The following is a 24,862-nucleotide window of genomic DNA, read 5'->3' as shown; positions in this document are numbered from 1 at the left end:
ACCTCGGCGGACTGGGCATTGTCGCAAACGGATCGTGGCCGTCGGGCGTGAACAAGGATCCGCCGTTCGCCGTGCCTGTCAGCACGCTGGGGCATGGTGACAGGGGAGACCTGTATGTGGGGCACTCCCACCCATGTCCGGGCCCGGCGAAGGCGCCGCGGCACAGCGCGCCCTCACGCTCGGCGCCGATGGTGCACCCGGCATCGCCGGCGTCCGTTTGGACGAACAGTTCCTCCATTCCTCGTACTTGGGCGATGCGGCCGTTGGCAGAGCAGCTCAACCCCCACGTCCAGATGGGTGGCGCCAGTGGGGGAGGGCTTCGTGGGTTAGTTCGATCAGGCGCTGCTTCAGCAGACGTTGGGCGGAGGCGGCCAGCAGGAGGAATGCCCGAGGGGCAGGGCGCGTCCCGCCCGGGGCCGACACGTTGAGGCGGTGTCCGCCCCGGGAGGGCGCTGCTGTTACTCCCAGGGCCGCCACGGTATGAAGCCTGGCGTGACGAGGAGTGACACCACCTGGTGGAGGAGGCCGTACCAGGACGGTGTGTGACAGGGACATTGGCAGAGGCAGTGGTTCATGAAGGAAGCCTTCGCATCGATGCGGCACGGCCCACTTGGGGCTGCGACCCGCCCTGTTGGCCGGTCACCAGCAATCCTTGGGCTTCGCGCCGTATCAATCGAGGTATCTGCCCGCCAGGCGGGCAGGGACCCGGCCGAAGGCCCACCCCCGAGACGACAACTTGCTTCGGGCGCCCGCGAGGCGGGACGCGAAGGGGCACGGGAGGGCAGGCTGCGCGGATAGAGCCACAGCCCTCCGCACGCGACGGGTTCCGGGCTGTCGCGGTCACAGGCAGCGCCGGCTCAGCCTGCAAGGGGAGCCCCGCGCGCCGTGGCGCGTGTCGGCATCGACGGCGGAGCCCGTGGCGGTCGCTCCGAGCCAAGTCCGGCGGAGACTGTCGCTCCACGCCGGCCGGATCGCTGGTGGGTACGGGGCGGCGGCTGTGAACCGGTCGAGCCTCCGAGCGGACTCACCTATTGACCTGACCATTCAGGCAGCGGCCCGCCACTCCAGGAGAAGGCCCTTTCGTCGAAGAGGCCGCGCGGGGCTTCGTGGTATCGGCGTGCCTGCGCCTCGACGGGTTCGTTGGTGGCCATGGAGTTCGGCCTCCTCACCGCCGAAGTCGGCGAAGCCTTCACGGCTTGACGCAAGGGCCTCCCCGGCCTCGGACCACGATCTGGCCAGCCGCCTGCAGGCGTTCGCCTCGTGAGCCGTCCTCGCGTGCTGGCTCGTCAAGAGCGAGGCGCTGGAGGGGCGCACGGCCCTACTGCGGGTGCGTCTCGTCGACCACCCAGGACAGGTACGCCTCCGACCCTCCGGTTTACGGGCAGCGTGACCCACTGGGGGACGCCGTGCGGTTGCTTCTCGTGCGGCCACGCCTCCAGAGCTGGGAGGCGGTCCGCCGACGTCATGTACGTGATTCGCCACTCCCGCGCCGCTTCGGCCTTCCCCTTCCACCAGTGGAAGGCGGTGATCGGCGCATCGATGTGAACGCCCGCTGCCAGCTTGCTCTCAACCGCGCCTCGGGCGAGAGCCTCCGCCCGATCAGCGATATCACTGGCCGTCTGCGCGATCACGATCTCGTGCTCCATCAGCTACCTCACCTCGGCTACTGCGACCCTGGCCAGACGCCCGACAAGGCCAGCGGGTGGTGGCGTCAGGAGGACTGCGCGAACTCAGCTTCCGCGTCGATCCTCTGCCGCGGCCCCGTAATCTGCGTAACGACCTCCAGGTGCCGGCGGTATGTGTATCTCAACGGGCCCGCGACGGAGGATCGCCGGCCAGTTCGGCGTGCGCATTCGCGGACGGCAGACGGGAAAGAACGCCGAAAGACTGGATAGTTGCGCGAGGGCTATGTCAACGTACAAGTGCCTGCAAAAATCCACGCCAGCGGGTGCCGCTACTCGATCGCGATCAGGCTCCACGAGCTGTTTGGAATCATGTGTCGCGAAGATCGGCCCTTTGACGTGTGTTCTTCCTGGGAGGTCTGTCTGTCTGAGTCTGCCATCCGATCTGCTCGATTCACTTCACCCGTGCTCTTTGCCCTCGGCGGGCTGAATGCCTGGGCAGGACAGACGGCCGGTGATTATCTGGCGGTCTCCGCGGGCTTCTGCGTCCCCGTCTGTGCGGCCGGTCTATTCGGTGAAGATCTCTTGCGGCGGGGGTACCGCGGTGACCGTGTGGTCCTCGCGTACGTGGCGCGGCATCCCGGCGCCACAACCGGGGAAGTGGCGCAGGCCGTCGGAATGCCTGAGCGCCGTGTCAGGGCGAATCTCGGCCGGCTCAGGGACGACGGTCTGCTGGCGGTCACCTCGGACGGCGCTTCCGGAGCCCCGCGCCCGTACCTTCTCCCATCCCTGGACAGTGGATAGGGGAGGGCAAGGAGGCGTCGAGCGCGTGAGGCTGCGGGGAACATAGCCGATGATCGCCGGTTAGCCTAACCGGCGATTCTCGCGACCATTGAGGTGTTCGCTTTCGGCTGCGCTTGGCGGTGGAGTCGTCGCGGACGCGGGCAGCTTCGCGTTGGCAAGAGGAGGCGCGGGGCAGCTCTGCTGCGGCGCGTTTGCCGTAGGCAGCGCGTGCCGTCGGCAGGCAGCCGTCCTGGCGCAGACCGCGCGAGGTGGTGCTGCCGAGTCCCTGTCGCTCCTCGTTCCCCGCAAGGAAGTCCTGTCATGTGCCGATCCGCGATATCCCCTGCCTTTTTCCGCCGGGAGAAGGCGATGAGCCCCGTCCTCGGTGGCTGCGAGGTGGCGGCGTGGCAGTAGCCGTGGGGCCTGGGGCAAAGCTGACGGTGGATGACGTTTGCAACGAGCTGGGGATAGCCCGATCCACCTTCTACGACTGGCGGCAGAAGGGGCGAGGTCCCCGCTGTATTCGGCTGCCCAATGGATCCTTGCGCATACGGCGCGGAGATCTCGAAAACTGGCTTATGGAATGTGAGGATGTTTCTTGACGGACACCAGCTCATTGGACGTTCGCTTCTATCCGATAGAGGTGAACGAACGGGCCAAGGGTGCCACCTACACCGTTCGCTGGAAGGTCGCGCACAAGAAGCACAGCAAGACCTACAAGAAGCGTGCGGTGGCCGATGACGAGCGCTCGAAGCTGATGTCCGCGCACAGGAGGCAGGAGCAGTTCGACATCGACACCGGCCGGCCGGTTTCGTGGGCCGCGAAGGCCGCCGAAGTGAGCTGGTACGACTTCGCTGTCGAGTACGCGGACTGGAAGTGGCCTCGCTCGTCCGGCAACACCCGCAAGAACACGGCCAAGACACTCACGGCAGCGACGACGGCCCTGCTGCGCACGTCGCCGCCGAAGCGCTTCGCCCCGGTCCAGGTGCGCAGGGCGCTGCGGGAGTACGCCTTCAACACCAGACGGCGCACCGATCCGGAGAACCCGGTGCCGTCCGAGGTACAGGCGATCCTCAACTGGGTCCGGCGCAACGCGCTCCCGATGCGCGCGTGGGAGAAGACCGAGACGGTCGACAAGGCCGTCACCGCTCTCGGCACTCTCCTGGACGGAACAGCGGCAGCCGCCAGCTCGGTCACGCGCAACGACCGGATCATGAATCTCGTCATGAACTACGCGGTCAAACACGACTATCTGAAGGCCAACCCACTCCCCAAGGGCAAGGGGGAGCGGATGGCTCCGAAGGTGACCCAGGCCGTCGACAAGCGCAGCCTGCTGAACCGTGACCTGGTCGCGAAGATGCTCGACTGGATAGGTGAGCGTCCCCGGCGAGGACACCTCTACCGGGCCTTCTTCGCCACCCTGTACTACGCGGGGCTCCGTCCCGAGGAAGCCGTCGCTCTCCGGGTAGGCGACGCCGCACTGCCGGAGAACGGGTGGGGCGAGTTCCTCGTCCATGAGGCCCAGCCCGAAGTCGGCAGCCAGTGGACCGACAACGGCACGGTCCACGAGGAACGGGACCTCAAGGGCAGAGGCGAGGGCGACACGCGCCTCGTCCCCATCCATCCCACCCTTGTTCCCTTCCTCCGGGGGGTCATCGAGGAGTACGGCCTCAAGGACGATGACCTCCTCTTCCCAGGAGAGAAGGGCGGCATGCTGGCGGGCTCGGTCTTCCGGCGCGTGTGGGCCAACGCGCGCGAGGAGATCCTCTCCAAGCACGAGTTCAAATCTCCGGTCGGCAAGCGCGTGTATGACCTGCGCCACACGTGTCTGACCATGTGGCTCAACAGCGGCATCCCGCCGGCCGAGGTCGCAGAGTGGGCCGGGAACAGCGTGCTGGTGCTCCAGAGCATCTACGCACGCTGCATCGTCGGCCAGAAGGACGACTACCTCAAGCGCGCCGAAGGCGTCCAGGACCTCTCGAAGGTCGCGGAGTGATGAAGCGGCCCTGGGTCCCCCGCCGAACGGGGGACCCAGGGCCGCTTCGCTGCGTCGCGGGGAGGCCGGAATCGAGTTCCCAGGGCCCTCGTTTTGTGGGACGTATGTGGGACGGACACCCGTAGAAACCCGGTTTCAGCCGGTGCCAGCCGGACTGCCCGCCCTGCGGAAGGGCGGAGTCCGATTCCTTTCGGTCGTCGGCCAGACATAGCCTGACCTGCGAAAATACCGCCAACCAGATGGTCGGCCAGTGGTGCCCCCGGCAGGACTCGAACCTGCGGCCAAGCGCTTAGAAGGCGCCTGCTCTATCCGCTGAGCTACGGGGGCCGAAAGTGGCCTCGGTGGCCTGGAGCCCCTGGTGGGTCGGCCGTGACCGTGCCGGGACAAGGATAGGGCTCCGTTGCCCTTGACCCGGCTGCTTCACCTGCGTGGCACGATGTGGAGGTTCGGTGAAGCGAACCGATAATCGCAGGCAGGTGCGATTCTTGCAGCGGTTTTTTCGCCTGTCGCCCCGGGTGTTGTGCACTCGTTATGCCTGCGCCTCCCTTGTCTCGCCCATTTCGCCCATCTGATCGGCGCGCAGGGGTGGCCATACGCTTCAAAACGACTCCAAAATTGGGCATTCTTCGCATGTGGTGACCATGGAAGTACGGCCTCAGCTGATCGACGCACTCTCCGCCCTGCGCGACCGTGTCGCCGCCGTGCGTCTGCCACTCCCGCTCCCAGGAGCCCCGCGTGCCCGGCAGACCAGGGACGAACTGCTCGCGCAGCTCGACGACTACCTGGTTCCGAGGCTCAGGCACCCCGACGCGCCCCTACTGGCGGTGATCGGCGGGTCCACGGGGGCGGGCAAGTCCACCCTGGTCAACTCCCTGGTGGGGCGTCGGGTGAGCGAAGCAGGGGTGCTGCGGCCCACGACGCGGACCCCCGTGCTCGTGTGCCACCCGGACGACCGCCACTGGTTCGCGGGGGTGCGCGTGCTGCCGCACCTCCCACGTGTGTGGCTGCCGCAGCAGGAGACCGAGGCCGCAGGGGAGGAGCGCGGGGCCCCGGAGGGAGGGGGGCTGCGGCTGGAGACGGCGGGTTCGCTGCCCCCGGGGCTCGCGCTGCTCGACGCGCCCGACATGGACTCCCTCGTCATCGAGAACCGTATGCTTGCCGCCGAGTTGATCTGCGCCGCGGACATCTGGGTCATGGTGACGACCGCCTCCCGGTACGCGGACGCCGTTCCCTGGCACCTCCTGCGTACGGCCAAGCAGTACGACGCCTCGCTGATCACCGTGCTCGACCGGGTGCCGCACCAGATGCTGGGCGAAGTCTCCCGGCAGTACGCGGCGCTGCTGACGAAGGCCGGGCTCGGACACCTGCCGCGCTTCACCATCCCGGAACTCCCGGAGTCCACCGGCCTCGGCAGCGGGCTGCTCCCGGAGTCCGCCATCGTCGCGCTCAGGGACTGGCTGGCCCACCAGGCCCTGGACCCCCTGGCGCGCCGGGCGACCGTGGTGCGTACGGCGGCCGGGGTCATCGACTCACTCTCGTCCCGTATGCCCGAGCTCGCGGGTGCGGTCGCGGCGCAGTACGCCGCCGCGGTCCGTCTCTCCGGCGCCGTGGACGAGTCCTTCACCGGAGAGACGGAGCGGGTGCGCAAGCGACTGGATCGGGGTGCCGTGCTCGCCGGCGACGCCCGTACGCGCTGGCGCGGCTATCCGCGCGACAGCTCGGCCGGCGAGGTGCTCGACGCGATCGCCGAGAGCCTGACCGCGCTGCTGCACTGCGCGGTGGCCGCCGCCGACGAGCGGCTACGGGAAACATGGCGCCGCGAGCCCGCGGCCGGGGCGGTCGGCGCGTTCACCGGGGTCGACCGGGAGTGCGCCGAGCGGATCGGCATGGCCGTGCGGCGCTGGCGGCGGGTGCTGGAGGAGCTCACCGATGAGGCGGTACGTGACATGGAGAAGGCCGCCGCGCCCGATCCGGAGACCGTCGCCGCCCTGCTCGCCGCCGCGCTGCTCGGCGGTAGGCGCACCCGGGCGGCCGGCGAGTTGCTCGCCGAGCGGCTCGGCGCCCAGAGCGCGCTGCGACTGCGGGACAAGGGCGGTGAGCTGGTGACGAGTTGCGTGGAGGGTGTCATGCGGGATGAACGCGATCGGCGGCTCGCACCGCTGGACGCCCTCGAAGTCTCCCCGGAACCCCAGGCCGACCTGATCGCCGCGCTGTCCGTACTACAGAAGGAAAGGTGACCGCCGATGACCGCAGTCACTGGGGAGACCGAGGGACGCTCGGGAGCCGGTTCCGAGGAGGGGACGGGACAGGGGACCGGCGGGGTCGCAGCGTCCGCTGACGGTGCCGCAGAGGGGCGGCCGCCCGGGACCGTGCCCGGGACGGCCGTGATCGAGGAGGGCCCGGCGCGGGAGGCGCAGGCCCTGCAGCCGGGCGAGCAACCTGCCGATGACGGGCGCTGGGACGACGGGGTCATCGCCCGCCGTGCAGTGGACTCGCCTCCGGACGATGACCCGGCCGGAGCGCTGCACGCCCCCGTAGCGGGCCCGTACGCAGCCCCGCTGAGGAACCGTCTCGATGCCCTGAGAGAGCTCGTGGGCCTCTCCCGTACCCGGATCGAGGGCCAGGTGCTCGAAGAGGCGGGACGGGTGCTGGACGAGGCGGTGGCGCGGCAGCGACTGTCCTCGGAGCACACCGTCGTCGCCATCGCCGGTGCGACCGGGAGCGGTAAGTCGACACTGTTCAACGCCCTTGCCGGGGTGCCCGTCTCGGAGACCGGACTGCGCCGACCCACCACATCCGCCCCGATCTCCCTGACCTGGTCGGACGGAGCGGGCGAGCTGCTCGACCGGCTTGCCATCCCCGGGCGGCTGCGCCGCAGGCCGCTGGCGGGGGGGTCGGGCGACGAGGCACTCCAGGGCCTGGTGCTGGTGGACCTGCCCGACCATGATTCGGCGCTGACCGCGCACCGGGACCAGGTGGACCGGGTACTGCGGCTGGTGGACGCGGTGATCTGGGTGGTCGACCCGGAGAAGTACGCCGACGCCGCGCTGCACGAGCGCTATCTGAGGCCGCTCGCGGGACACGCCGAGGTCAGCTTTGTCGTGTTGAACCAGATCGACCGCCTGCCCGGCGAAGCCGCCGACCAGGTGCTGGACGATCTGCGCAGGCTCCTCGACGAGGACGGCATGGCGGTCGGCGAACACGGAGAGCCCGGTGCCACGGTGCTCGCCCTCTCGGCCCTCACCGGCGAGGGCGTCGCGGATCTGCGGGAGCTGCTGGGGCGCTTCGTGCAGGAGCGTACGGCCGCGGCCAAAAGGATCGCGGCCGACGTGGACGCCGCCGCGAAGACGCTGCGCCCCGTCTATGTCGCCGACGGACACGCCGGACTGAGCGAGCGAGCCAGGGACGACTTCTCCGCCCGGTTGGCGGTCGCGGTCGGCGCCACGGCGGTCGGTGAGGAGGCGGAGCGGCAGTGGCGCCGAAGCGCGGGCCGGGCCTGCGGCACGCCCTGGTTGCGGCTGTGGCGCTGGTGCGAGCGTGTCCGGATGCCGGGTAGCGGGTTTCCGCAGCCGCCGGAGCCGGTGGAGGAGGAGCTCACGGCGCGTCAGCGGGTCGAACAGGCCGTTCGGTTCGTCGCGGACGAGGCGTCACACGGACTGCCGGGGCCTTGGGCGCAGGCCGTGCGGGAGGCGGCGGTGCGGGGGGCTGACGGGTTGCCGGAGGCGCTCGACGAGCTGGCCGTCACGCTGTGGACTCCGAACACGCGGCCTCCTCGCCCGAGGTGGTGGCCCGCCGCTGTGCTGGCGCAGGCGCTGATGACGATCGTTCAGGTGTGCGGCGGGCTGTGGCTGGTGGGGCAGATCGTCGGGATCACCGAGCCGTTGCTGATTCCCCCGGTGCTGTTGATGCTGACGGGGATCATCGGGGGCCCGCTGGTGGAGTGGGCCTGCGCGAGCGCGGCGAAGGGGCCCGCGCGCAGATACGGCCAGGACGCGGAACGGCGGCTCAAGGAGGCGGCGGCGGCGTGTGGAAGGGCACGTGTGCTGGATCCGGTAGCGGCCGAACTACTGCGCTACCGGGAGGTGCGGGACCAGTTCGTGACCGTGTCGAGGCGCTGAGGGCGGCCGCCGGTGTCCGCTGACCGATGCCCCGTCACCCGAAAGGGTGGCGGGGTTTTCCACATGCCCGTCCGTGTGCACAGTCCCCGGCGGGAGCCGGCGTACGGATCCACCATGGGGGCGAAGCCGTCGGTTTCACGGCTTCGGCGGCATTCCGGCAGTGCACGAGGGGACAGAGCGGTGCACGAGGGGACAGAGGAGGCAGGGTATGAACGAGACGATGGTCACGTTGGTGGGCAATGTGGCGACGGCGGTGGAGTACCGGGATTCGGCGAGCGGGGGATACGCGCGGTTCCGCTTCGCGGTGACCTCGCGCCGCTGGGATCGGCAGCGCGACTCCTGGGGCGACGGGGCCACCAGCTTCTACAACGTATGGGCCTGGCGGGGCCTCGGGCAGAATCTCGCGGCCTCCGTGGCCGTCGGTGAACCACTCGTGGTGCAGGGCAGGTTGCGGATCAGGGAGGAGGACAGAGACGGACAGCGGCGGACATTCGTCGATGTCGACGCGGTGGCGGTGGGACACGACCTGTCGAGGGGCACCTCCGCGTTCCGCCGGGTGCTCAGAGGGGACACGGCCGGTGACCCCGGCACGGGTCCGGACGGCCAGGACCCCGGGGAGCGTGTACCGGGCGGGGGCGCCTCCGCCGACGGGAGGCACGGGTCCGCCGAGAAGACGTTCAGCGCGCCGTTCTGATCTTCCGGTTGAGGAGATTTGACGATCACCGCCCGAGGGATGTGAAGGCGGCGATAACGATTCCGATTCGGAACGGTTATCTCCAGGCATCATGGGGCACCGACTCGCGCTGCCCCCTAGGATTCCCAGTGCTCACGGGGCACTTGAGTCTTTTGGCGAGGCACTCCTCCCCCACGCATCCCACGCGATCGGCCTCGCTCGGAGGGAAAGTCTGTGTTGGTCTCCTTCTCTGCTTCCTCGGCGTTCTCCGCGCTCTCGGCCGATTCCGCGCGCAGACGGGGAGCAGTCCGGCTCGCTGTCGCGGCCTTGCTGTCGGGGCTGCTCGCGGTGGGTTCGATAGGTACCGCGGGACCGGCTGCGGCCGACGAAGCCCCGCAGTACAGTGGCGCCGCCGCCACCCTCGGCGGACTGGCCGTGTCCGATCGCGCGGTGCTGTACGAGGGAGGCCAGGCCCAGGAGCTGCCCGCCGGGCTCTTCGAGATGACCGTGGACGGCGGCGGCAGCCTCAAGACCTACTGCGTGGACATCCACAACCCCACCCAGGAGCAGGCCAGGTACCTGGAGACGCCCTGGGAGCAGACCTCACTCGGCACCAACAGGAACGCGGGCAAGATCCGGTGGATCCTGCTGCACTCCTACCCGCAGGTCGACGACCTCACGGCGCTCGCAGAACGGGCGGACACCGGGCCGCTGACCGAGCGGACCGCGGCCGCGGGCACCCAGGTCGCCATCTGGCGCTATTCGGACGGCGTCGATGTCGAGGCGGTCGATCCGGCGGCTGAGAAGCTCGCCGACTGGCTGGAGAAGAAGGCGAAGGACATCGGGGAACCGCGTGCCTCGCTCGGCCTGGAGCCGAGCGCCATATCGGGGAGGGCCGGCGGCAGGCTCGGCCCGATCACGGTCCGCACAGACGCCGACAGGGTCACGGTGACCCCGCCGGCCGACGCGGTCGCCACAGGCGTCAGGGTGGTCGGCGTGGACGGCAGGCCCGTCGACTCCACGGTGAACGGCGGCCGGTTGTATCTCGACGTACCGCCCGGTGCCGCGGACGGCACGGCCACGCTCTCCGTCCAGGCGACCACCTCGGTCCCGGTGGGCCGTGCGTTCGCCGGGGCGACCAGGAGCCAGACGCAGATACTCGCCGGATCGAGCCGGTCCACGGTCTCCGCGACCGCCACGGCGGCCTGGGCCGAGGGCGGACCCATACCGACGCTGTCGGCGAGGAAGGACTGCGCCAAAGGAGGTGTCGCGATCACGGCGGGAAACACGGGTGACGAGGTGTTCACCTTCGAGCTGATGGGCTCTGAATACTCCATCGCGCCCGGTGAGACCCGCACCATGACCGTCCCGCTACCCGAGGACAGGGCGTACGACTTCACGATCACCGGGCCCGGTGGCTTCTCGAAGACCTTCAAGGGCGTGCTGGACTGCAAGACCACCAGCCAGGCGGGCCCCCTGCCCGACCAGCCGTCCTCGGCGCCCAGCCCGGCGCTGATGGGGGCGAACCCGGGAGGTGAGAACCTGGCCGCAACCGGCTCGTCGGGCCTCACCCCGGTCATCGCGGGTGTGGCGATCGCCATGGTGGTCGTGGGCGGCGCCGTGACCGTCCTGGGACGCCGCAAGAAGGCACCCTCCGACGACTGAAACGGCCGTGACGACGGAGAGTGACGGATCGACTACCCGTATGAGCGGCGAAGTGCCAGGCCAGCGCGCCCTGACGGAACGGGTTTCGTTCCCGGGGTGGCGGTCAGGCAAGATGGAATCCATCTGCCCACTCACATATTGCCGGACGGTTTCTCTTGGCTGAGTACATCTACACCATGCGCAAGACGCGCAAGGCGCACGGCGACAAGGTGATCCTTGACGACGTCACGCTGAGCTTCCTGCCCGGTGCGAAGATCGGTGTGGTCGGCCCGAACGGTGCCGGTAAGTCCACCGTGCTGAAGATCATGGCCGGCCTGGAGCAGCCGTCGAACGGCGACGCCTTCCTCTCGCCCGGGTACAGCGTCGGCATCCTGCTCCAGGAGCCCCCGCTGGACGAGAGCAAGACCGTGCTGGAGAACGTCCAGGACGGCGTGGCCGGGATCAAGGGCAAGCTCGACCGGTTCAACGAGATCGCCGAGCTGATGGCCACGGACTACTCCGACGCGCTGATGGAGGAGATGGGCAAGCTCCAGGAGGACCTGGACCACGCCAACGCCTGGGACCTCGACGCACAGCTGGAGCAGGCCATGGACGCGCTGGGCTGCCCGCCCGCCGACTGGTCCGTGACCAACCTGTCCGGCGGTGAGAAGCGCCGGGTCGCCCTCTGCAAGCTGCTGCTCGAGGCGCCCGACCTGCTGCTCCTCGACGAGCCCACCAACCACCTCGACGCCGAGTCCGTGCAGTGGCTGGAGCAGCACCTGGCCAAGTACGCCGGCACCGTCGTCGCCATCACCCACGACCGGTACTTCCTGGACAATGTGGCCCAGTGGATCCTTGAGCTGGACCGCGGCCGTGCCCACCCCTACGAGGGCAACTACTCCACCTACCTGGAGAACAAGGCCGCCCGTCTGAAGGTCGAGGGTCAGAAGGACGCCAAGCGCCAGAAGCGGCTCAAGGAAGAGCTGGAGTGGGTCCGCTCCAATGCGAAGGGACGGCAGGCCAAGTCCAAGGCCCGTCTGGCCCGTTACGAGGAGATGGCCGCCGAGGCCGAGAAGACCCGGAAACTGGACTTCGAGGAGATCCAGATCCCGCCGGGCCCCCGGCTGGGCAGTGTCGTGGTCGAGGTCGAGAACCTCAGCAAGGCCTTCGGCGACAAGGTCCTCATCGACGATCTGTCCTTCACCCTGCCGCGCAACGGCATCGTGGGTGTGATCGGCCCCAACGGTGCCGGCAAGACCACACTGTTCAAGATGCTCCAGGGTCTGGAGACCCCGGACTCCGGGCAGATCAAGGTCGGCGAGACCGTCAAGATCTCGTACGTGGACCAGAGCCGCGAGAACATCGACCCCAAGAAGACCCTGTGGGCCGTGGTCTCCGACGAGTTGGACTACATCAACGTCGGCCAGGTCGAGATGCCGTCCCGGGCGTATGTCTCCGCGTTCGGCTTCAAGGGCCCGGACCAGCAGAAGCCGGCCGGTGTGCTCTCCGGCGGTGAGCGCAACCGACTGAACCTGGCGCTCACGCTGAAGCAGGGCGGCAACCTGCTGCTCCTCGACGAGCCGACCAACGACCTCGACGTCGAGACTCTCTCCTCGCTGGAGAATGCGCTGCTCGACTTCCCCGGCTGCGCCGTGGTCGTCTCCCACGACCGCTGGTTCCTGGACCGGGTGGCGACGCACATCCTGGCGTACGAGGGCGACTCGAAGTGGTTCTGGTTCGAGGGCAACTTCGAGACCTACGAGAAGAACAAGATCGAGCGGCTCGGTCCGGACGCGGCCCGTCCGCACCGCGCCACCTACAAGAAGCTCACCCGGGGCTGAGGCAGGACGAGGTCAGTGGCTCGGCATATCTACCAGTGCCCTCTGCGCTGGTCCGACATGGATGCCTTCGGGCATGTCAACAACGTGGTCTTCCTCCGCTATCTGGAGGAGGCCCGTATCGACTTCATGTTCCGGCTGGCCCCGGGGGACGGTTCCCCGTCGTTCTCGGGAGGGTCCGTCGTGGCCCGTCATGAGATCGACTACGTGAGGCCCCTGGTGCACCGGCACACACCGGTCACCGTGGAGTCATGGGTGAAGAAGATCGGGGCGGCGTCGCTGACGATCGCCTACGAGATCAAGGACCCCGAGCAGGTGTACGTCCGGGCCTCGACCGTCGTGGTGCCCTTCGACCTGGCGGCGGGACGTCCGCGGCGGATAAGCGCCGAGGAGAAATCCTTCCTCCTGGAGTACCTGGAAGTCGCGGAGGACGCGGTCGCGGCATGACGGCCCCCGTGCAGACCCTGCTGCTCGCCGATTCCAGGGAGGCGGCGGACCTCGCCGCCTTCCTCGGCCGACTGCTGCGCTACGACCGGGCGGCAGCGGTCCGGATGCAGGCCGGGGGCGCCCGGGGAGGGCAGGGCGGCAGCCTCGCCGTGTTCGGCAGGCCGCCGTCCTTCGAGGTGCTGGCCATCCGCACTGCCCGGCTGGCGGACCGGGATGACACCGACACGGCAGCCGTTCTCGACGTCACCGTGGCGGCGGGGGAACTGCTCGAATCCATCGAGGGCTCCGCACTCGCCGTCCCGGCAGCGATCACCGGGCCGCCCTGGGCCGGGGTGCTGCCGCCGCGCGGAGGCTGGCGGGAGATCCCCGGGCTGCCCGGGGTCCCCGAGATGCGCGGCGCGGTCGCCGCGGCCGTCGCCGAGTTCCGCGCCCGTGACGAGGCGCTGCCCCCGGAGCGGCGCATCCGCACCGAGCGGGACCGGATCGGCCGCGAGATCTGGTCACGCACCCTCGGCGGTACCGCACTGCCGCTGCGTGCCGTGCACGCTGCCCAGTCCCTGGGGTTTCTGCGGCCGGCGGCCCCGGGGGCACCCGGCGGGGCGGCCCTGCTGGCCGCGGGCGGCTGGTTGCGGCTGCGCACCCCCTACGGTTCGATCGCCGTACGTACCGGGGGACTCGGTGGGCTGACAGTCACCCCCACCGCGGGGCACTCGGCATAAGGTTCACGCAAGATCCGGAACCCGTTCTCTGGGCTGGGACCCCCGGAACCCGTGCTGAGGAGCTGCCGATGGCGCCGGCCACTGATGTGATCGTCCTCGGACTCGGTGGCATGGGCAGCGCCGCCGCCCACCATCTGGCCGTGCGGGGGGCCCGGGTCATCGGCCTGGAGAAGTTCGGCCCGGCGCACGACAAGGGCTCCAGTCACGGTGGTTCACGTATCACCCGGCAGGCCTACTTCGAGGGCGCCGACTACGTGCCGCTGCTCCTGAGGGCCTATGAGCTCTACGCACGCCTCGAACGTGACTCGGGCCGGTCGCTCGCCACCTTCTGCGGTGGGGTGATGATCGGCAGACCGGATTCCAGGCCCGTCGCCGGGGCGCTGCGCTCCGCCGAGCAATGGGGCCTGCCGCACGAACTGCTCGACGCGGCAGAACTCCACCGGCGTTTCCCGGCCTTCACACCCGGCCCGGACGAGGCCGCGCTGTACGAGCCGCGGGCGGGACTGCTGCGCCCCGAGGAGACCGTCTCCGCCCATCTGGAGCTGGCCGCACGCGACGGCGCCGAACTGTGCTTCGGGGAGCCCGTCATCCGCTGGGAGGCGGACGGCCGCGGAGTACGTGTGCAGACCGCCGAGCGTGTCCTGACCGCTGGACAGCTCGTGGTGTGCCCCGGTGCCTGGGCTCCCGACCTGCTCCCCTGCCTTGGTGTGCCGATCACCGTCGAGCGCCAGGTGATGTACTGGTTCCAGCCCACCTCAGGCACCGGGCCCTATACCCCGGACCGGCACCCCGTGTTCGTCTGGGAGGACGGCGACGGCGTCCAGATCTACGGTTTCCCGGCCATCGACGGGCCCGAGGGCGGGGTCAAGGCCGCTTTCTTCCGCAAGGGCGAGGTCTGCACCCCCGAGACCATCGACCGCGCCGTCCACGAGGGCGAGATCCGGGCGATGGCGGACCAGCTGGCCACACGGCTGCCCGCTGTCCCCGGGGCCTTCCTCAGGGCAGCCACCTGTATGTACTCCACCACCCCCGACGAGCACTTCGTGATCGCCCGCCACCCGCGGTATCCGGAGTCCGTCACCGTCGCCTGCGGCTTCTCCGGGCACGGCTTCAAGTTCGTCACCGTGGTCGGCGAGATCCTCGCCGACCTGGCGCTGACCGGCACGACCGCCCACCCCGTCGAGCTGTTCGCGCCCGGCAGGTTCACCCCGCCGTGTTGAGCATCGATGCCGCAGCGTAGGTGAGGTAGTCCCACAGCTGCCGCTCGTGCTCGGGCGCGAGCCCGAGTTCGTCTACCGCCGCCCGCATGTGCTTCAGCCAGGCGTCGTGCGCGGCCTGGTCGACGGTGAACGGGGCGTGGCGCATCCGCAGTCTGGGGTGGCCGCGGTGCTCGCTGTAGGTGCGGGGGCCGCCCCAGTACTGCATCAGGAAGAGCGCGAGCCGCTCCTCGGCCGGGCCCAGGTCCTCCTCGGGGTACATCGGGCGCAGCAGCGGATCCTCCGCGACGCCGTCGTAGAAGCGCCGCACCAGGCGGCGGAAGGTCTCCTCGCCGCCGACCTGCTCGTAGAAGGTCTGCTCCTGAAGCGTGCCCCGCGGAATCTCATTCACCCTGCCATGGTCTCAGACGCGCCGGGGAACGATCCGGGCCCTGGGGCAACGAGGGGCGAACACGCCGAGGCGGACGGCCCGCGGGCCGTCCGCCTGATCGCTCCGGCCGGATCAGCCGAGGCGGATGGTGATCGTCGTCCAGGCACCCACGTGCACCCGATCGCCGTCCTGGAGCGGTACCGGGACGTATGGCTGGATCGGGTCCTCGCCGCCGTTCACCGTGGTGCCGTTGGTGGAGTTCTGGTCGACCACCGCCCAGCCCCCGTCCGGCTGCTGCACCAGGATCGCGTGCTGGTGCGAGACACCCGGGTCCTCCGGGGGCACCGCGAGGTCGATGTCGGGTGACTCGCCGGTGGAGTGCCGGCGGCGGCCGATGGTGACCTGGCCTCCGGTGAGCGGAAGCTGCTGCTCAGGGGAGTACGCGGGCAGGTTGAGACCGGTCGCCTCCGGGCCGCTGCGCTGCATCATCGCCAGGAAGTAGTCGCGGTCGGGCGCGATGACCGCGATCCAGCCCATGGGCGCCTGAGGTGCCTGGTGGGCGTGGGGAGCCTGGTGGTGATGCGTCTGGTACGGCTGCGGACCCTGCGGCGGCTGGGCCTGGGAGGGCGGCGGCAGCATCCAGTCGTCTTCGCCCGCGCCGTGCTGCGGTGGCGCAGGTACGGCCTGCGGGAACCCGGGCGGCGGCTGGTAGCCCTGCGGCGGAGGCGGGGGCCCGGGCGGGTGGTATCCGCCCGGCGCTCCCGACTGCGGGAACCCGGGCGGCGCCGGCGGTCCGGCCGGCCGGTCGCCCGGACCCGGCTGCTCACTCATCAGCGGTTCGGCGGGCCGGTTCAGCTGGGAGGGCCGGGAGTCCTGGTACTCGTACGGATCCGGGTGGCGGGGCGCCGTCTGGTAGCCCGAGCCGACCGGACCACCGGGGCCGGGGCGTCCGGGCGGGGCCGCGGGGGTGTACGACGTCGCGGTGTTCGTGAGGAAGTTCCAGCGGCACTCCTCGCAGAACGGCGCCATCGGCTCACGCGGCGTACGGCACTGGGGGCAGATCTCCGCCTGTGCCGTGGCGTCGGGGCCCGGGTAGCCGTACCCGGCCCGCGGGGGCGGCGGGCCGTCGGGGCCCGGGTAGCCGTAGCCCTGAGGGGGCGGTGGGGGCATGGGGGGCTGCGGCTGGGGAGGCGGCGGCACCGCGCCGGCCCCGGTCATGCGATGGCCGCAGACCTCGCACCAGTCGTCGGAACCCGACTGGTGTCCGTTCGGGCAGGTCGGCATGTCGGTGCTTCCCCCTCTCCTTCGTCGGGCCCGGCAGGGCCTGACACACTCATGTGTCGCGTACGGATTTGGTCTACTTTTTTACGCGAACTGTCTTTGTGGAGCGCGTTTCGAGTGTCATCTCGTCCGCGTCGGCCACTTTTGCTTTCAGTCGCACAGTACCGGTCGCCACATCCACGACGTCCACCACCTTCGAGAGCAGCTTCGCGGTGCCCTCGTTCCCGGAGACCGCCGCCAGTTGCACCGCACGGCCCAGCTTCGCCGTGGCGCCGTCGATATCGCCAGATTTGCGTGCATCGAGACCCTGTTGGATGGCCTGGGCCAGTTCGGCCTGTCCTGTGTAGTGCGCGACCTGCGGATTGATCGACGTGGACGCTGCCATGTCATCCGTCCACACGGCCCGGACCAGGCCGTGGGAGAGCGCCTGCGGGGTCCCGCCCGCCGGGTCGGGCAGGACCAGCGAGACCCGGGCTGCCAGCATCTCCTGGCCGAGACCGGTCTGCGGTACCCGTACGCACACGTGGTAGTCGCGGGACTCGTCGCCCCAGGAGCCGGTCGGGTAGTCCCCGGCGCGTGGTCCCGACTGGGAGCGCCGATCGGTCAGGTCCTCCACCGCGGGGGCGACCTGCTTCACGAAGACGATCTCCGCGCCGACCGGAGTCCAAAGCCGCAGCGCCACATCCGCGACCTCCTTGCCCATCGCGTCCGTCATCATCCGCGTGAAGTCGGCGGCCAGATGGGCCGGGTCGGCGACGATGTCCGCGCTGCCGAGCAGTGCCGAGGCGACCGCCGTGACCTCCTTGACCTCCCAGTCGGTGCCCACCCCGCGTGCGTCGCAGGTGAAGCGGCCGGCGCAGACGTCCAAGGCGGCCTTGAGGTCATCCGGTGACTCGTGCTCGTTACGGCCGTCGGTGAGCAGGATGCCGTGGCGTATCGCGGCGTCGCCGGAGTGCAGTAGCCGGTCGGCGAGCTGCAGCCAGGTGCCGATCGCCGTACCGCCGCCCGCGCCCAGCCGGCGCAACGCCTCCTTGGCCTGGGCCCGGGTCTGCTCGTTCGCGTTCGCGAGACGGCCACCACCGGGATAGACCTCGCTCGCCACATGGGTGCCCGCGACCACGGCGAAGGCCGTACCGTCGCGGAGTGCGTCGATGGCCGCGGCCGTGGCTTCCCGCGCGTTGCGCATCTTCGTCGGCGGATACTCCATCGATCCCGAGCAGTCGACCATCAGCACCACCGCGGCCGTCGCGCCAGGGCCCGGAACGCCCGGGTCCGGTGCGCCGCGGCCCGGCCGCGACGTCGGCGGGGCGGCGGCGAACGCGCCACCGCGGCTTGTGCCGCCTCCGGTGGAGGTGACCGTGACGATCGCGTTCACCTCACGACCGCCCTCCGGCAGGTACTCGTTCTGGTACACATCGACCGAGAACCGAGGCACATTCGACTTCGCGAAGTTCGCCATCCGAACTGGCTCCTTGACGTTCCGCGCAACGGGCAGAACAGATAGATCGAACAGACACGGCACAACATGGCAAGCGAGGCAAGCACCTCACCTGACGGGGAAACGGGTAAGAGCCCCCCGTTCAGGCCGATCCTGCCCCCGCGCCGGGCACCGTGAACGGCATGACGGCCACTGTTACGTTGTCGTGGCCGCCCCCGTCGAGGGCGTGCCCGACGAGCGCCCGCGCTGCCGCCAGCGGTCGGCCGACCGCGTCGGCCGGCAGCGCGAGCGCCATGTCCTCCGCTGCCTCCGCGTAGTTCCACAGTCCGTCCGTGCACACCACGACCACACCCGGGCGGTCCGGCTTGAACGCGGCGGTGTGCGGCTCCAGCTCGTACGCGTCGGCGCCGAGCCACCCGGTGATGGCGTGGGCGCGCTCGTCCGCGTACGCCTCGGCCTCGTTCATCAGACCCGTCGCCACCATCTGAGCCGCCCAGGAGTCGTCCTCCGTCAGCCTGGCCGGGGGCATATCGCGGTCGTCCGGCACCCAGTAGACCCGGCTGTCGCCTACCCAGCCCACGACCAGCAGTCCCGCCGCGGCGACGGCGCCGACCAGCGTGCACGCGGGGGCGTTCTGGTGCCGGTGCGGATCGTGCTCCATCGCCCCGGACGGTTCGGCGGCCAGCGAGTTGACCGCCTCGGCCGCCGCGACGATCGCTTCGTGCATCGCCTGCTGCGGGTGCACACCGCGGGGCAGCGCCGCGAGCAGCGACTCACTGGCCGCGTCGGCGGCTGCGGCGGACGCGTCGTCCGGCCGGGTCGCCGACGACACTCCGTCGCACACGATCGCCACGACAGCCGGGGTACCGTCGCCCAGCGCCGTCGACGACACGGCGAACGCGTCCTCGTTGCGGTGGTGGCGCAGCCCGCGGTCGCTCACCGCGGCCACGGTGTCGCCGAGCCCCTGTTCCATGTGGTCGCGCTCACGGGGCTGGGCGTGACCGCAGTGCTCGCAGTAGCCGTCGGTGTCGACGCGCCCCGCGCGGCAGGCCACACAGACCTTGCCCTCCGGTGCTGCAGCGGCGGGCGCCGACGCGGTACGCGGATCGGGTGCGGCCAGCTCGAAGTCACCCGAGGCCGCGAAGGTGTTCGCCGCCGGGGACGGCGCCGGGAACGGACCCGGCTCCAGCGCGGCGTCGGGGCCGTCGTACCGCACGGCGGTCGCCGGCAGCGGACGGCCGCCCGTGTCGATGTCAGGCCGCTGCCGGGCCAGTGCCGGTGCGCCCGCTCCGTACCGCTCCGAGGCGCCCGGCCAGGGTCCTGCGGAGCCGATGGCAAGCGTGGGGCGGTCCGGGGGCGTCGCGGGTACGGCCGACAGGTCGTACCCGCAGGCACCGCAGAACAGGTCGGTCGATTCAAGAGGCTCTGCGCAGCCGGGGCAAGCCGAGAGCTGGTGCATGCGGTCCCTCACTCACACCCACGTCCGAGGGCGGAAACGGTTGGCCCGTTCCACCAGTTCCATGCGCTCCTCGCCGTGCTGGGCGAGCCGGGCGAGCACCCGGAACGAGCGTTCAAGGCCGAAGCGCAGTCCACGCTCGTCCAGTGCACTTCCGAGCAGGACGGTCGCGGTGGGCCGCGCCCCGGGACTACCGGAGAGTACCCAGTCCAGCGCCGTCCCCAGTACCTCTGTGGACAACCTTTCGCGGCGCACGGCGTCCAGACCGAACCCGCCCAGTGCCCCGACCTGGTCGGCGGCGGCCGTCAGTTCGTCGATCAGGGGCTCCCCGGCGGCCCTTCTGCGCAGCCGGGCCCGTACGGCGGCGACCCGCGCGGCCGTGTAGTGGATCGACGCCTCGGGCACCGACTCCAGGGTGCGTACGGCGCCGGCGCGGTCACCGGCAGCGAGCTGTACCCGCGCCAGACCGAACGCCGCGCTCACGAAGCCGGGGTCCGCCGTCCACACCAGCCGGTAGTACTCCGCGGCGTTGTCGAGCTGCCCCAGCACCTCGGCGCACACGCCGAGGGCCAGCTTGGGGGCGGCTTCGCCGGGGAAGGCGTCGTAGACCGCGTCGAAGGACAGCGCCGCCGTCTCGTCGTCGCCGGTCGCCAGCGCCGCGACACCGCGGCACCAGACCACCCGCCAGTCATCGGGGTGGTGGGCCTCGAGACCGGCGAGCGCGGACTGCACGGAGTCGAGCTCACCCATCTCCAGCAGCGCCCGCAGCTCACGTAGGCGCAGTTCGATGGAGCCGCTCGGCGCGGCGCTGAGAGCGGATATCAGTTCGGTGGGTGCGGAGGCCGCGAGACCGGCGAGGAAGCCCGCGTTCGGGTCGCCCGGATCGACCCGGGGCACCGGCAGTGCCAGTGCGGCGGCCCGGGTCTCCACCGGGTTCAGGGCCGGTTCGGACGCCGCCCGGGCCGGAGACCGGGGCCGCGTGTCCGGCGCGCCCACTGCCTCTGCGCCGCCTGTGGTCCGGACGCCCGCGAAGCCCTTGCGCTTCGTCGGACGAGCCCCGAGCGCCGACACCTCGCCGTCGTCCTCCATGAACAAGTCGCTGTCCGTCACCCGGAGTTCCGGACCGAACAGCGTGGAGAGCGCCGGCCGGGGACGTCCTGTCTGAAGGGCCACGACCTCCCGGAGCACACCCGTCAGCTGGTCCGCCATTTCCTGGGCCGAGGCGAACCGGCGGGCCGGATCCGGGTCGGTCGCCCGGACCAGCAGCCGGTAGAAGGACTCGTACCGCCGGAACACCTCGATGTGCTCCGGATCGGGAAGAGCGTCCACGAACACGTTGGTGTAGCCCTGGAAGTCGAACGTCAGCACAGCGAGAGCCCGGGCCACCGTGTAGAGGTCCGAGGCGACCGAAGGCCCCAGCTCGGCGACCTCGGGTGCCTGGTACCCGACCGTGCCGTAGATCGCGGACTCGTCGTCGTCCATCCTGCGGACCGCTCCCATGTCGATCAGCTTGAGCTGGTCCTCGGTCTGGATGGCGTTGTCGACCTTGAAGTCGCAGTACAGCAGATTGCGGCTGTGCAGATGGCCCAGCGCCTCAAGGGCCTCGATCCCGTACGCGCAGGCCTGCTCGACCGGCAGCGGATCACGTCTGCCGTCGGGCGCCCGGCGTTCGTTGGCGATCTCCTTGAGCGACTTGCCGCCGACGTACTCCATCACGATGTAGCCGTCGAGCGAGCCCGTGCGCGGGTCGAGGTGCTCGACGAAGTTGTAGATGCGCACGATGTTCGAGTGCTCGATCTCCGCGAGGAAGCGGCGCTCGGAGATCGCGGCGGCCATCGCGTCCTGGTCACCGGTGTCCAGCAGGCCCTTGAGGACAACCCAGCGGTCGGACACGGCACGGTCTATGGCCAGATAGACCCAGCCGAGGCCGCCGTGGGCCAGGCAACCGATCACCTCGTACTGGCCGTGGACGATGTCCCCGGCGCGCAGCTTGGGCACGAACGAGTACGGATGGCCGCACTTGGTGCAGAAGCCCTCCGTGCGTCCCGGCCGGTCGCCCCGTGCCCGGCCGACCGGAGCGCCGCACTCGCTCCGGCTGCAGAAACGCTTCCGCTCTGGCACTTCCGGGTTCTGCATGACCGCGGAACGCGGGTCGGGACGCGGTACTTCCGGTACGGCGACGAGTCCCGCGCCGAGCCGTCCCCGGCCTGACGAGGACGAGGAGGAACCGGAGCTTCGCACCGACACCGAACGGCCCGTGCTGCGTCCGGACAGCTGGCGCGACAGCCGTCCCGAGACCGACCTGCGGGAGGTCGAGGAACGGGATGAGCGGGAGGTCGAAGAACGGGACGAGCGCGAGGCAGCCGACCGCGAGCCGCCGGTCAGCGGCGCCGAACCCGTGCCGCCGCTTCCGCGGGCGGGCACCGCCACCCCGGTGGGCGGCGAGGACAGGGCGCCGGCGGCCGAGACGACCGGGGCGAGTCCGCAGGTGTCGCAGTAGAGTTCGCCGCCGCCCATGTCCTCGTACGCGCCCCCGCAGCCCGGCCGCTGACAGGCACCCGGGCCGGCGGACGGACCACGGTACGGGCCATCGGGCGCCGCGGCGGACGAGCCGGCGGCTGTGCTCCCCGTGTGCCCCGTGCTCCCGGGCGCTCTCCCCGCCGCCAGGGCGGCCGGGGCGAGTCCGCAGGTGTCGCAGTAGAGTTCGCCGCCGCCCATGTCCTCGTACGCGCCCCCGCATCCGGGGCGCTCGCACCCGACCGTCGCACTCATGATTCCCCCTGGTGGCCGGAGCGGTCATGCGGTCCCGGCTGCTGCGGGACCAGTACGTCGGCAGCCGCCCGCTGATAGCGCAGCACCGCCTCCTCGGCTGCGCGCAGATCGCAGGGCGCGCTCCACAGCATGCGGCGCGCCACGTCATAGCGCTCGATCAGCAGTGAGTCCTCCGCCATGCCGTGGCGGGCCACCTTGGCACGGTAGGCGTCGAGCCGCCCCCGGAGCTCCGCGCGGACCGCGAGCGGAGCGGTCACGGCCGTCAACGACTCGCGGGCCCTGAGTAGTTCGTCCTCCGCTTCGCGCTCAAGGGATTCCAGCAGGGGCGACAACCGGTGCCACTGGGCGTGGCGCCGGTAATCGGCAGCCGCGGCGAGGCGCTCCTGGAGGGCGGTCGGAGGGCCGCTGACGGCGGGGACCTCCGACGCCGCGATCTTCGCCAGCACCTCGCCTCGTGCCGCCCGGGCCTCAGCGAGGGTGCGGTCCGCACGGGAGAGCACGTCCCGCAGCCGGAGCAGCCGTTCCTCCGAGTCCTGCCGTACCGCGAGCACGGCCTCGATCTCGCGGCGGATGTCCTCCAGCGCGCGCGCCGCCCGGTCGTAGCGGTCGGTGTCCGGCCTGCCGCCGCCGGGGGCCGAGCTCATCGGCGCGGGCGACCAGAACGCCAGCGGGTCGGACACCACCTGCCCGCGCAGCGCCGACAGCTCGTGCGTGATCGACTCCAGCTCGTCCCCCGCGGGGTGCTCACCGGGCCGCACTCCGACGGAGTGCGCGAGGGAGCGGGTGCGCTGGAGCTCGGCGGAGAGCAGGTCGATCCGCGCGGGCAGCGCGGACCAGACCGCGTCGGCGGCGACGACCATGTCCAGCGAGCGGGCGTACAGCTGGTTCATCCGCCTCACCAGGTCCTCCAGGGAGAACCGCTCCGCGAGCTTGGCCGGTCCGGTGATCGATGGGGAGGAGTGCACGGCAGGGCTCGTGACGGTGACGCTCGGGCCGCGCAGCCGGTCGGTGAGGGCGACCAGGTCCTCACGGCTCGGCCAGCGGCGCCGGGCCCGCAGCTCACGCGCGGCGGTCAGCGCCGCGGAGTAGGCGTCGAAGTAGCTCCAGAGCAGGGTGATCGCCTGTTCCGCCGATGCCCAGCGGTCCTTGGTGACGCCCGTGAGCTCCGCGCCTTCCAGCAGCCGGCGGCCCGCATGGTCCTGGAGGGCGAGCAGTGAGGTCTCGATCGCCTCGTGCTCCTCTCCGAGCCGCGCCAGCGCACGGTCCACCTCGTCCCGGTCCATGACCGGACTCGGGTGTTCCCCCGCCCGTCCGGGGGAGGCTCCCGTGACGCCCATCGATCACTTCTCCGCTCGTCTGCTCGCGCTCGTCGTCTGCCCGGGCTCGCCATGCCGCCGGTCCGTTCGCCTGTCCGCCCACCTCATCGCGTCCAAGTCCGCCGCACCATCGCTCAATCGTTCCGGTACCTGGGGGTGGGCGGCGCGGTTATGCCGGGCAGGTCCGCTGCCAGCCACTTGTCGTACGCAGCCATCCACGGGCCCCTGCGGTAGTCGTCGAGCACCTTGTTGACCCGGCGGACGAGGTCGTCATTGCCCAGTTTGGCGGCCACACCGTAGAACTCGGTGGTGAAGGGCTTCCCGCCCTTCAGCTCGATGGCCGGATCCTGCGCCGCCTGTCCGGCCGCGAGCGCCGCGTCCGTCACCACGGCGTCCACCTCGCCCAGTTGCAGCCGGACCAGGCAGTCGAGTTGGTTGGGCACGGTCAGCCGGTCCTTGTCCCCCTCCCCGCCGTCGCCCTCGTCTTTGAAGACCGCGCCGTACGACTTCTTCTCCAGCGCCTCGTACGCCGTCGAGCCCTCCGCCGTGCAGACCCTGCGGTCGGCGAGGGTGCTGTTGTAGCCGGTGATGGGGGAGCCCTTGGGGGCGAGCACCTGCTGGCCCGTCTGGAAGTACGCGGTCGAGAACGCGACCTGCTTGATGCGGGCGCAGTTGATGGTCATGGTGCGGACCACCAGGTCGACGGTGCCGTTCTCCAGCGCGGGAATGCGTTGGTTGGTGGGGACGGCACGGAAGATGATCGCGTCCTTGTCGCCGAGTATGTCCGCGGCGACGGCCCGGGCGAGATCGATGTCGAAGCCCTCCAGGGTTCCGTCCGCCCTGCGGTAGCCCCAGCGGTAGCTGTTCTGGTCGACGCCGACGACGAGTTTGCCGCGCTGCCTGATCGCGTCGATCGCGGGTCCGCCCGATGCGGACGCCGGCAGCGATGCCTCCGGGTCGGTGCAGTCGGCGGCCTTCTCCGCGGCCCCATCGGCGACCGCGGAGGGAATCCGCGCGGCCGTCGTGTCCCGCGCTCCGTCGACCGGACGGGATCCACTGTGCGGGAGTGGCGACAACAGCAGCGACGCGGTCACGGCGCACATGGCCGCCATCGCAGCCACCCCGCCCCAGCCGCGCAAGCGGCCCGGCTTCCCCTCGGCTGTGTCGCCCAT

Annotated in this window: 19 protein-coding genes, 1 tRNA gene and 1 pseudogene; 11 read left to right on the top strand and 10 right to left on the bottom strand. The window is 70.6% G+C overall.

The features are described from left to right. Nucleotides 1-1,028 precede the first annotated feature (1,028 nt). Entirely contained in the window at nucleotides 1,029-1,151 is a 123-nt protein-coding gene (locus V1460_RS29960; RefSeq protein WP_338676721.1) for a hypothetical protein, read from the bottom strand. Between the two features lie 167 nt (nucleotides 1,152-1,318). Next, nucleotides 1,319-1,646: pseudogene (gene cutA / locus V1460_RS29955) on the bottom strand (divalent-cation tolerance protein CutA). A 348-nt stretch (nucleotides 1,647-1,994) separates the two neighbouring features. Between cutA and V1460_RS29950 the strand changes: the two are divergent. From V1460_RS29950 to V1460_RS29940, 3 genes are all read left to right on the top strand, one after another. Continuing rightward, the gene (locus V1460_RS29950; RefSeq protein WP_338678263.1) at nucleotides 1,995-2,426 is read left to right on the top strand and encodes a winged helix-turn-helix domain-containing protein; all 432 of its coding nucleotides are present in this window, start codon (nucleotides 1,995-1,997) and stop codon (nucleotides 2,424-2,426) included. Nucleotides 2,427-2,674: 248 nt separating this feature from the next. After that, the gene (locus V1460_RS36525) at nucleotides 2,675-3,007 is read left to right on the top strand and encodes a helix-turn-helix transcriptional regulator (RefSeq protein WP_407077553.1); all 333 of its coding nucleotides are present in this window, start codon (nucleotides 2,675-2,677) and stop codon (nucleotides 3,005-3,007) included. Then, on the top strand, nucleotides 3,004-4,401 hold the full coding sequence (locus tag V1460_RS29940; RefSeq protein ID WP_338676719.1) for a site-specific integrase: 1,398 nt from the start codon (nucleotides 3,004-3,006) through the stop codon (nucleotides 4,399-4,401). Before V1460_RS36525 ends, V1460_RS29940 begins: the two co-directional genes overlap by 4 nt. A gap of 251 nt (nucleotides 4,402-4,652) precedes the next feature. Here the strand turns inward: V1460_RS29940 and V1460_RS29935 are convergent. After that, nucleotides 4,653-4,728: transfer RNA gene (locus V1460_RS29935), tRNA-Arg, on the bottom strand. A 314-nt stretch (nucleotides 4,729-5,042) separates the two neighbouring features. On the opposite strand from V1460_RS29935, the gene V1460_RS29930 reads away from it, so the two are divergent. The 8 genes from V1460_RS29930 to solA all read left to right on the top strand — a co-directional run bounded on the left by V1460_RS29930 (nucleotide 5,043) and on the right by solA (nucleotide 15,060). After that, nucleotides 5,043-6,638, top strand: coding sequence for a dynamin family protein (locus V1460_RS29930; protein ID WP_338676718.1), 1,596 nt, complete (start codon nucleotides 5,043-5,045; stop codon nucleotides 6,636-6,638). Nucleotides 6,639-6,644: 6 nt separating this feature from the next. Next, nucleotides 6,645-8,519 carry a GTPase gene (locus V1460_RS29925; protein ID WP_338676717.1) on the top strand — a complete coding sequence of 625 codons (1,875 nt, stop codon included), beginning with the start codon at nucleotides 6,645-6,647 and terminating at the stop codon, nucleotides 8,517-8,519. A 208-nt stretch (nucleotides 8,520-8,727) separates the two neighbouring features. Further along, nucleotides 8,728-9,213 (top strand): single-stranded DNA-binding protein, encoded by a 486-nt coding sequence (locus V1460_RS29920; RefSeq protein WP_338676716.1) that lies wholly within the window; start codon nucleotides 8,728-8,730, stop codon nucleotides 9,211-9,213. Nucleotides 9,214-9,426: 213 nt separating this feature from the next. Next, nucleotides 9,427-10,857, top strand: a complete 1,431-nt coding sequence (locus tag V1460_RS29915; RefSeq protein ID WP_338676715.1) for a Cys-Gln thioester bond-forming surface protein — start codon at nucleotides 9,427-9,429, stop codon at nucleotides 10,855-10,857. Between the two features lie 155 nt (nucleotides 10,858-11,012). Then, complete coding sequence (gene ettA, locus V1460_RS29910; protein WP_338676714.1) at nucleotides 11,013-12,677, top strand: energy-dependent translational throttle protein EttA; 1,665 nt, start codon at nucleotides 11,013-11,015, stop codon at nucleotides 12,675-12,677. Nucleotides 12,678-12,692: 15 nt separating this feature from the next. Beyond that, nucleotides 12,693-13,121, top strand: coding sequence for a thioesterase family protein (locus V1460_RS29905; RefSeq protein ID WP_338676713.1), 429 nt, complete (start codon nucleotides 12,693-12,695; stop codon nucleotides 13,119-13,121). Beyond that, a complete protein-coding gene (locus V1460_RS29900) occupies nucleotides 13,118-13,840 on the top strand; it encodes a hypothetical protein (protein WP_338676712.1) in 723 nt (240 codons plus the stop codon). Before V1460_RS29905 ends, V1460_RS29900 begins: the two co-directional genes overlap by 4 nt. Nucleotides 13,841-13,908: 68 nt before the next feature. Further along, complete coding sequence (solA, locus tag V1460_RS29895; protein WP_338676711.1) at nucleotides 13,909-15,060, top strand: N-methyl-L-tryptophan oxidase; 1,152 nt, start codon at nucleotides 13,909-13,911, stop codon at nucleotides 15,058-15,060. On the opposite strand, the gene V1460_RS29890 is transcribed toward solA, so the two are convergent. The 7 genes from V1460_RS29890 to V1460_RS29860 form a co-directional block, all read right to left on the bottom strand. Next, on the bottom strand, nucleotides 15,044-15,448 hold the full coding sequence (locus V1460_RS29890; RefSeq protein ID WP_338676710.1) for a globin: 405 nt from the start codon (nucleotides 15,446-15,448) through the stop codon (nucleotides 15,044-15,046). The two genes, solA and V1460_RS29890, sit on opposite strands and share 17 nt — an antisense overlap. 111 nt (nucleotides 15,449-15,559) lie before the next feature. Continuing rightward, nucleotides 15,560-16,711 (bottom strand): FHA domain-containing protein, encoded by a 1,152-nt coding sequence (locus tag V1460_RS29885; RefSeq protein WP_338676709.1) that lies wholly within the window; start codon nucleotides 16,709-16,711, stop codon nucleotides 15,560-15,562. A gap of 73 nt (nucleotides 16,712-16,784) precedes the next feature. Further along, a complete protein-coding gene (locus V1460_RS29880) occupies nucleotides 16,785-18,167 on the bottom strand; it encodes a VWA domain-containing protein (RefSeq protein WP_338676708.1) in 1,383 nt (460 codons plus the stop codon). Between the two features lie 121 nt (nucleotides 18,168-18,288). After that, a complete protein-coding gene (locus V1460_RS29875; protein ID WP_338676707.1) occupies nucleotides 18,289-19,605 on the bottom strand; it encodes a protein phosphatase 2C domain-containing protein in 1,317 nt (438 codons plus the stop codon). 12 nt (nucleotides 19,606-19,617) lie between these two features. Beyond that, nucleotides 19,618-22,374 carry a tetratricopeptide repeat protein gene (locus tag V1460_RS29870; protein ID WP_338676706.1) on the bottom strand — a complete coding sequence of 919 codons (2,757 nt, stop codon included), beginning with the start codon at nucleotides 22,372-22,374 and terminating at the stop codon, nucleotides 19,618-19,620. Then, nucleotides 22,371-23,711: a hypothetical protein gene (locus V1460_RS29865; RefSeq protein ID WP_338676705.1), complete on the bottom strand. Its 1,341-nt coding sequence runs from the start codon at nucleotides 23,709-23,711 to the stop codon at nucleotides 22,371-22,373. Before V1460_RS29865 ends, V1460_RS29870 begins: the two co-directional genes overlap by 4 nt. Before the next feature lie 113 nt (nucleotides 23,712-23,824). After that, entirely contained in the window at nucleotides 23,825-24,862 is a 1,038-nt protein-coding gene (locus V1460_RS29860) for a glutamate ABC transporter substrate-binding protein (protein WP_338676704.1), read from the bottom strand.

The sequence above is a fragment of the Streptomyces sp. SCSIO 30461 genome (assembly GCF_037023745.1).
In the GTDB taxonomy this organism is placed as follows: domain Bacteria; phylum Actinomycetota; class Actinomycetes; order Streptomycetales; family Streptomycetaceae; genus Streptomyces.
Note: the sequence above shows the minus strand (reverse complement) of the source record. Positions and strands in the feature narration are given on the sequence as shown.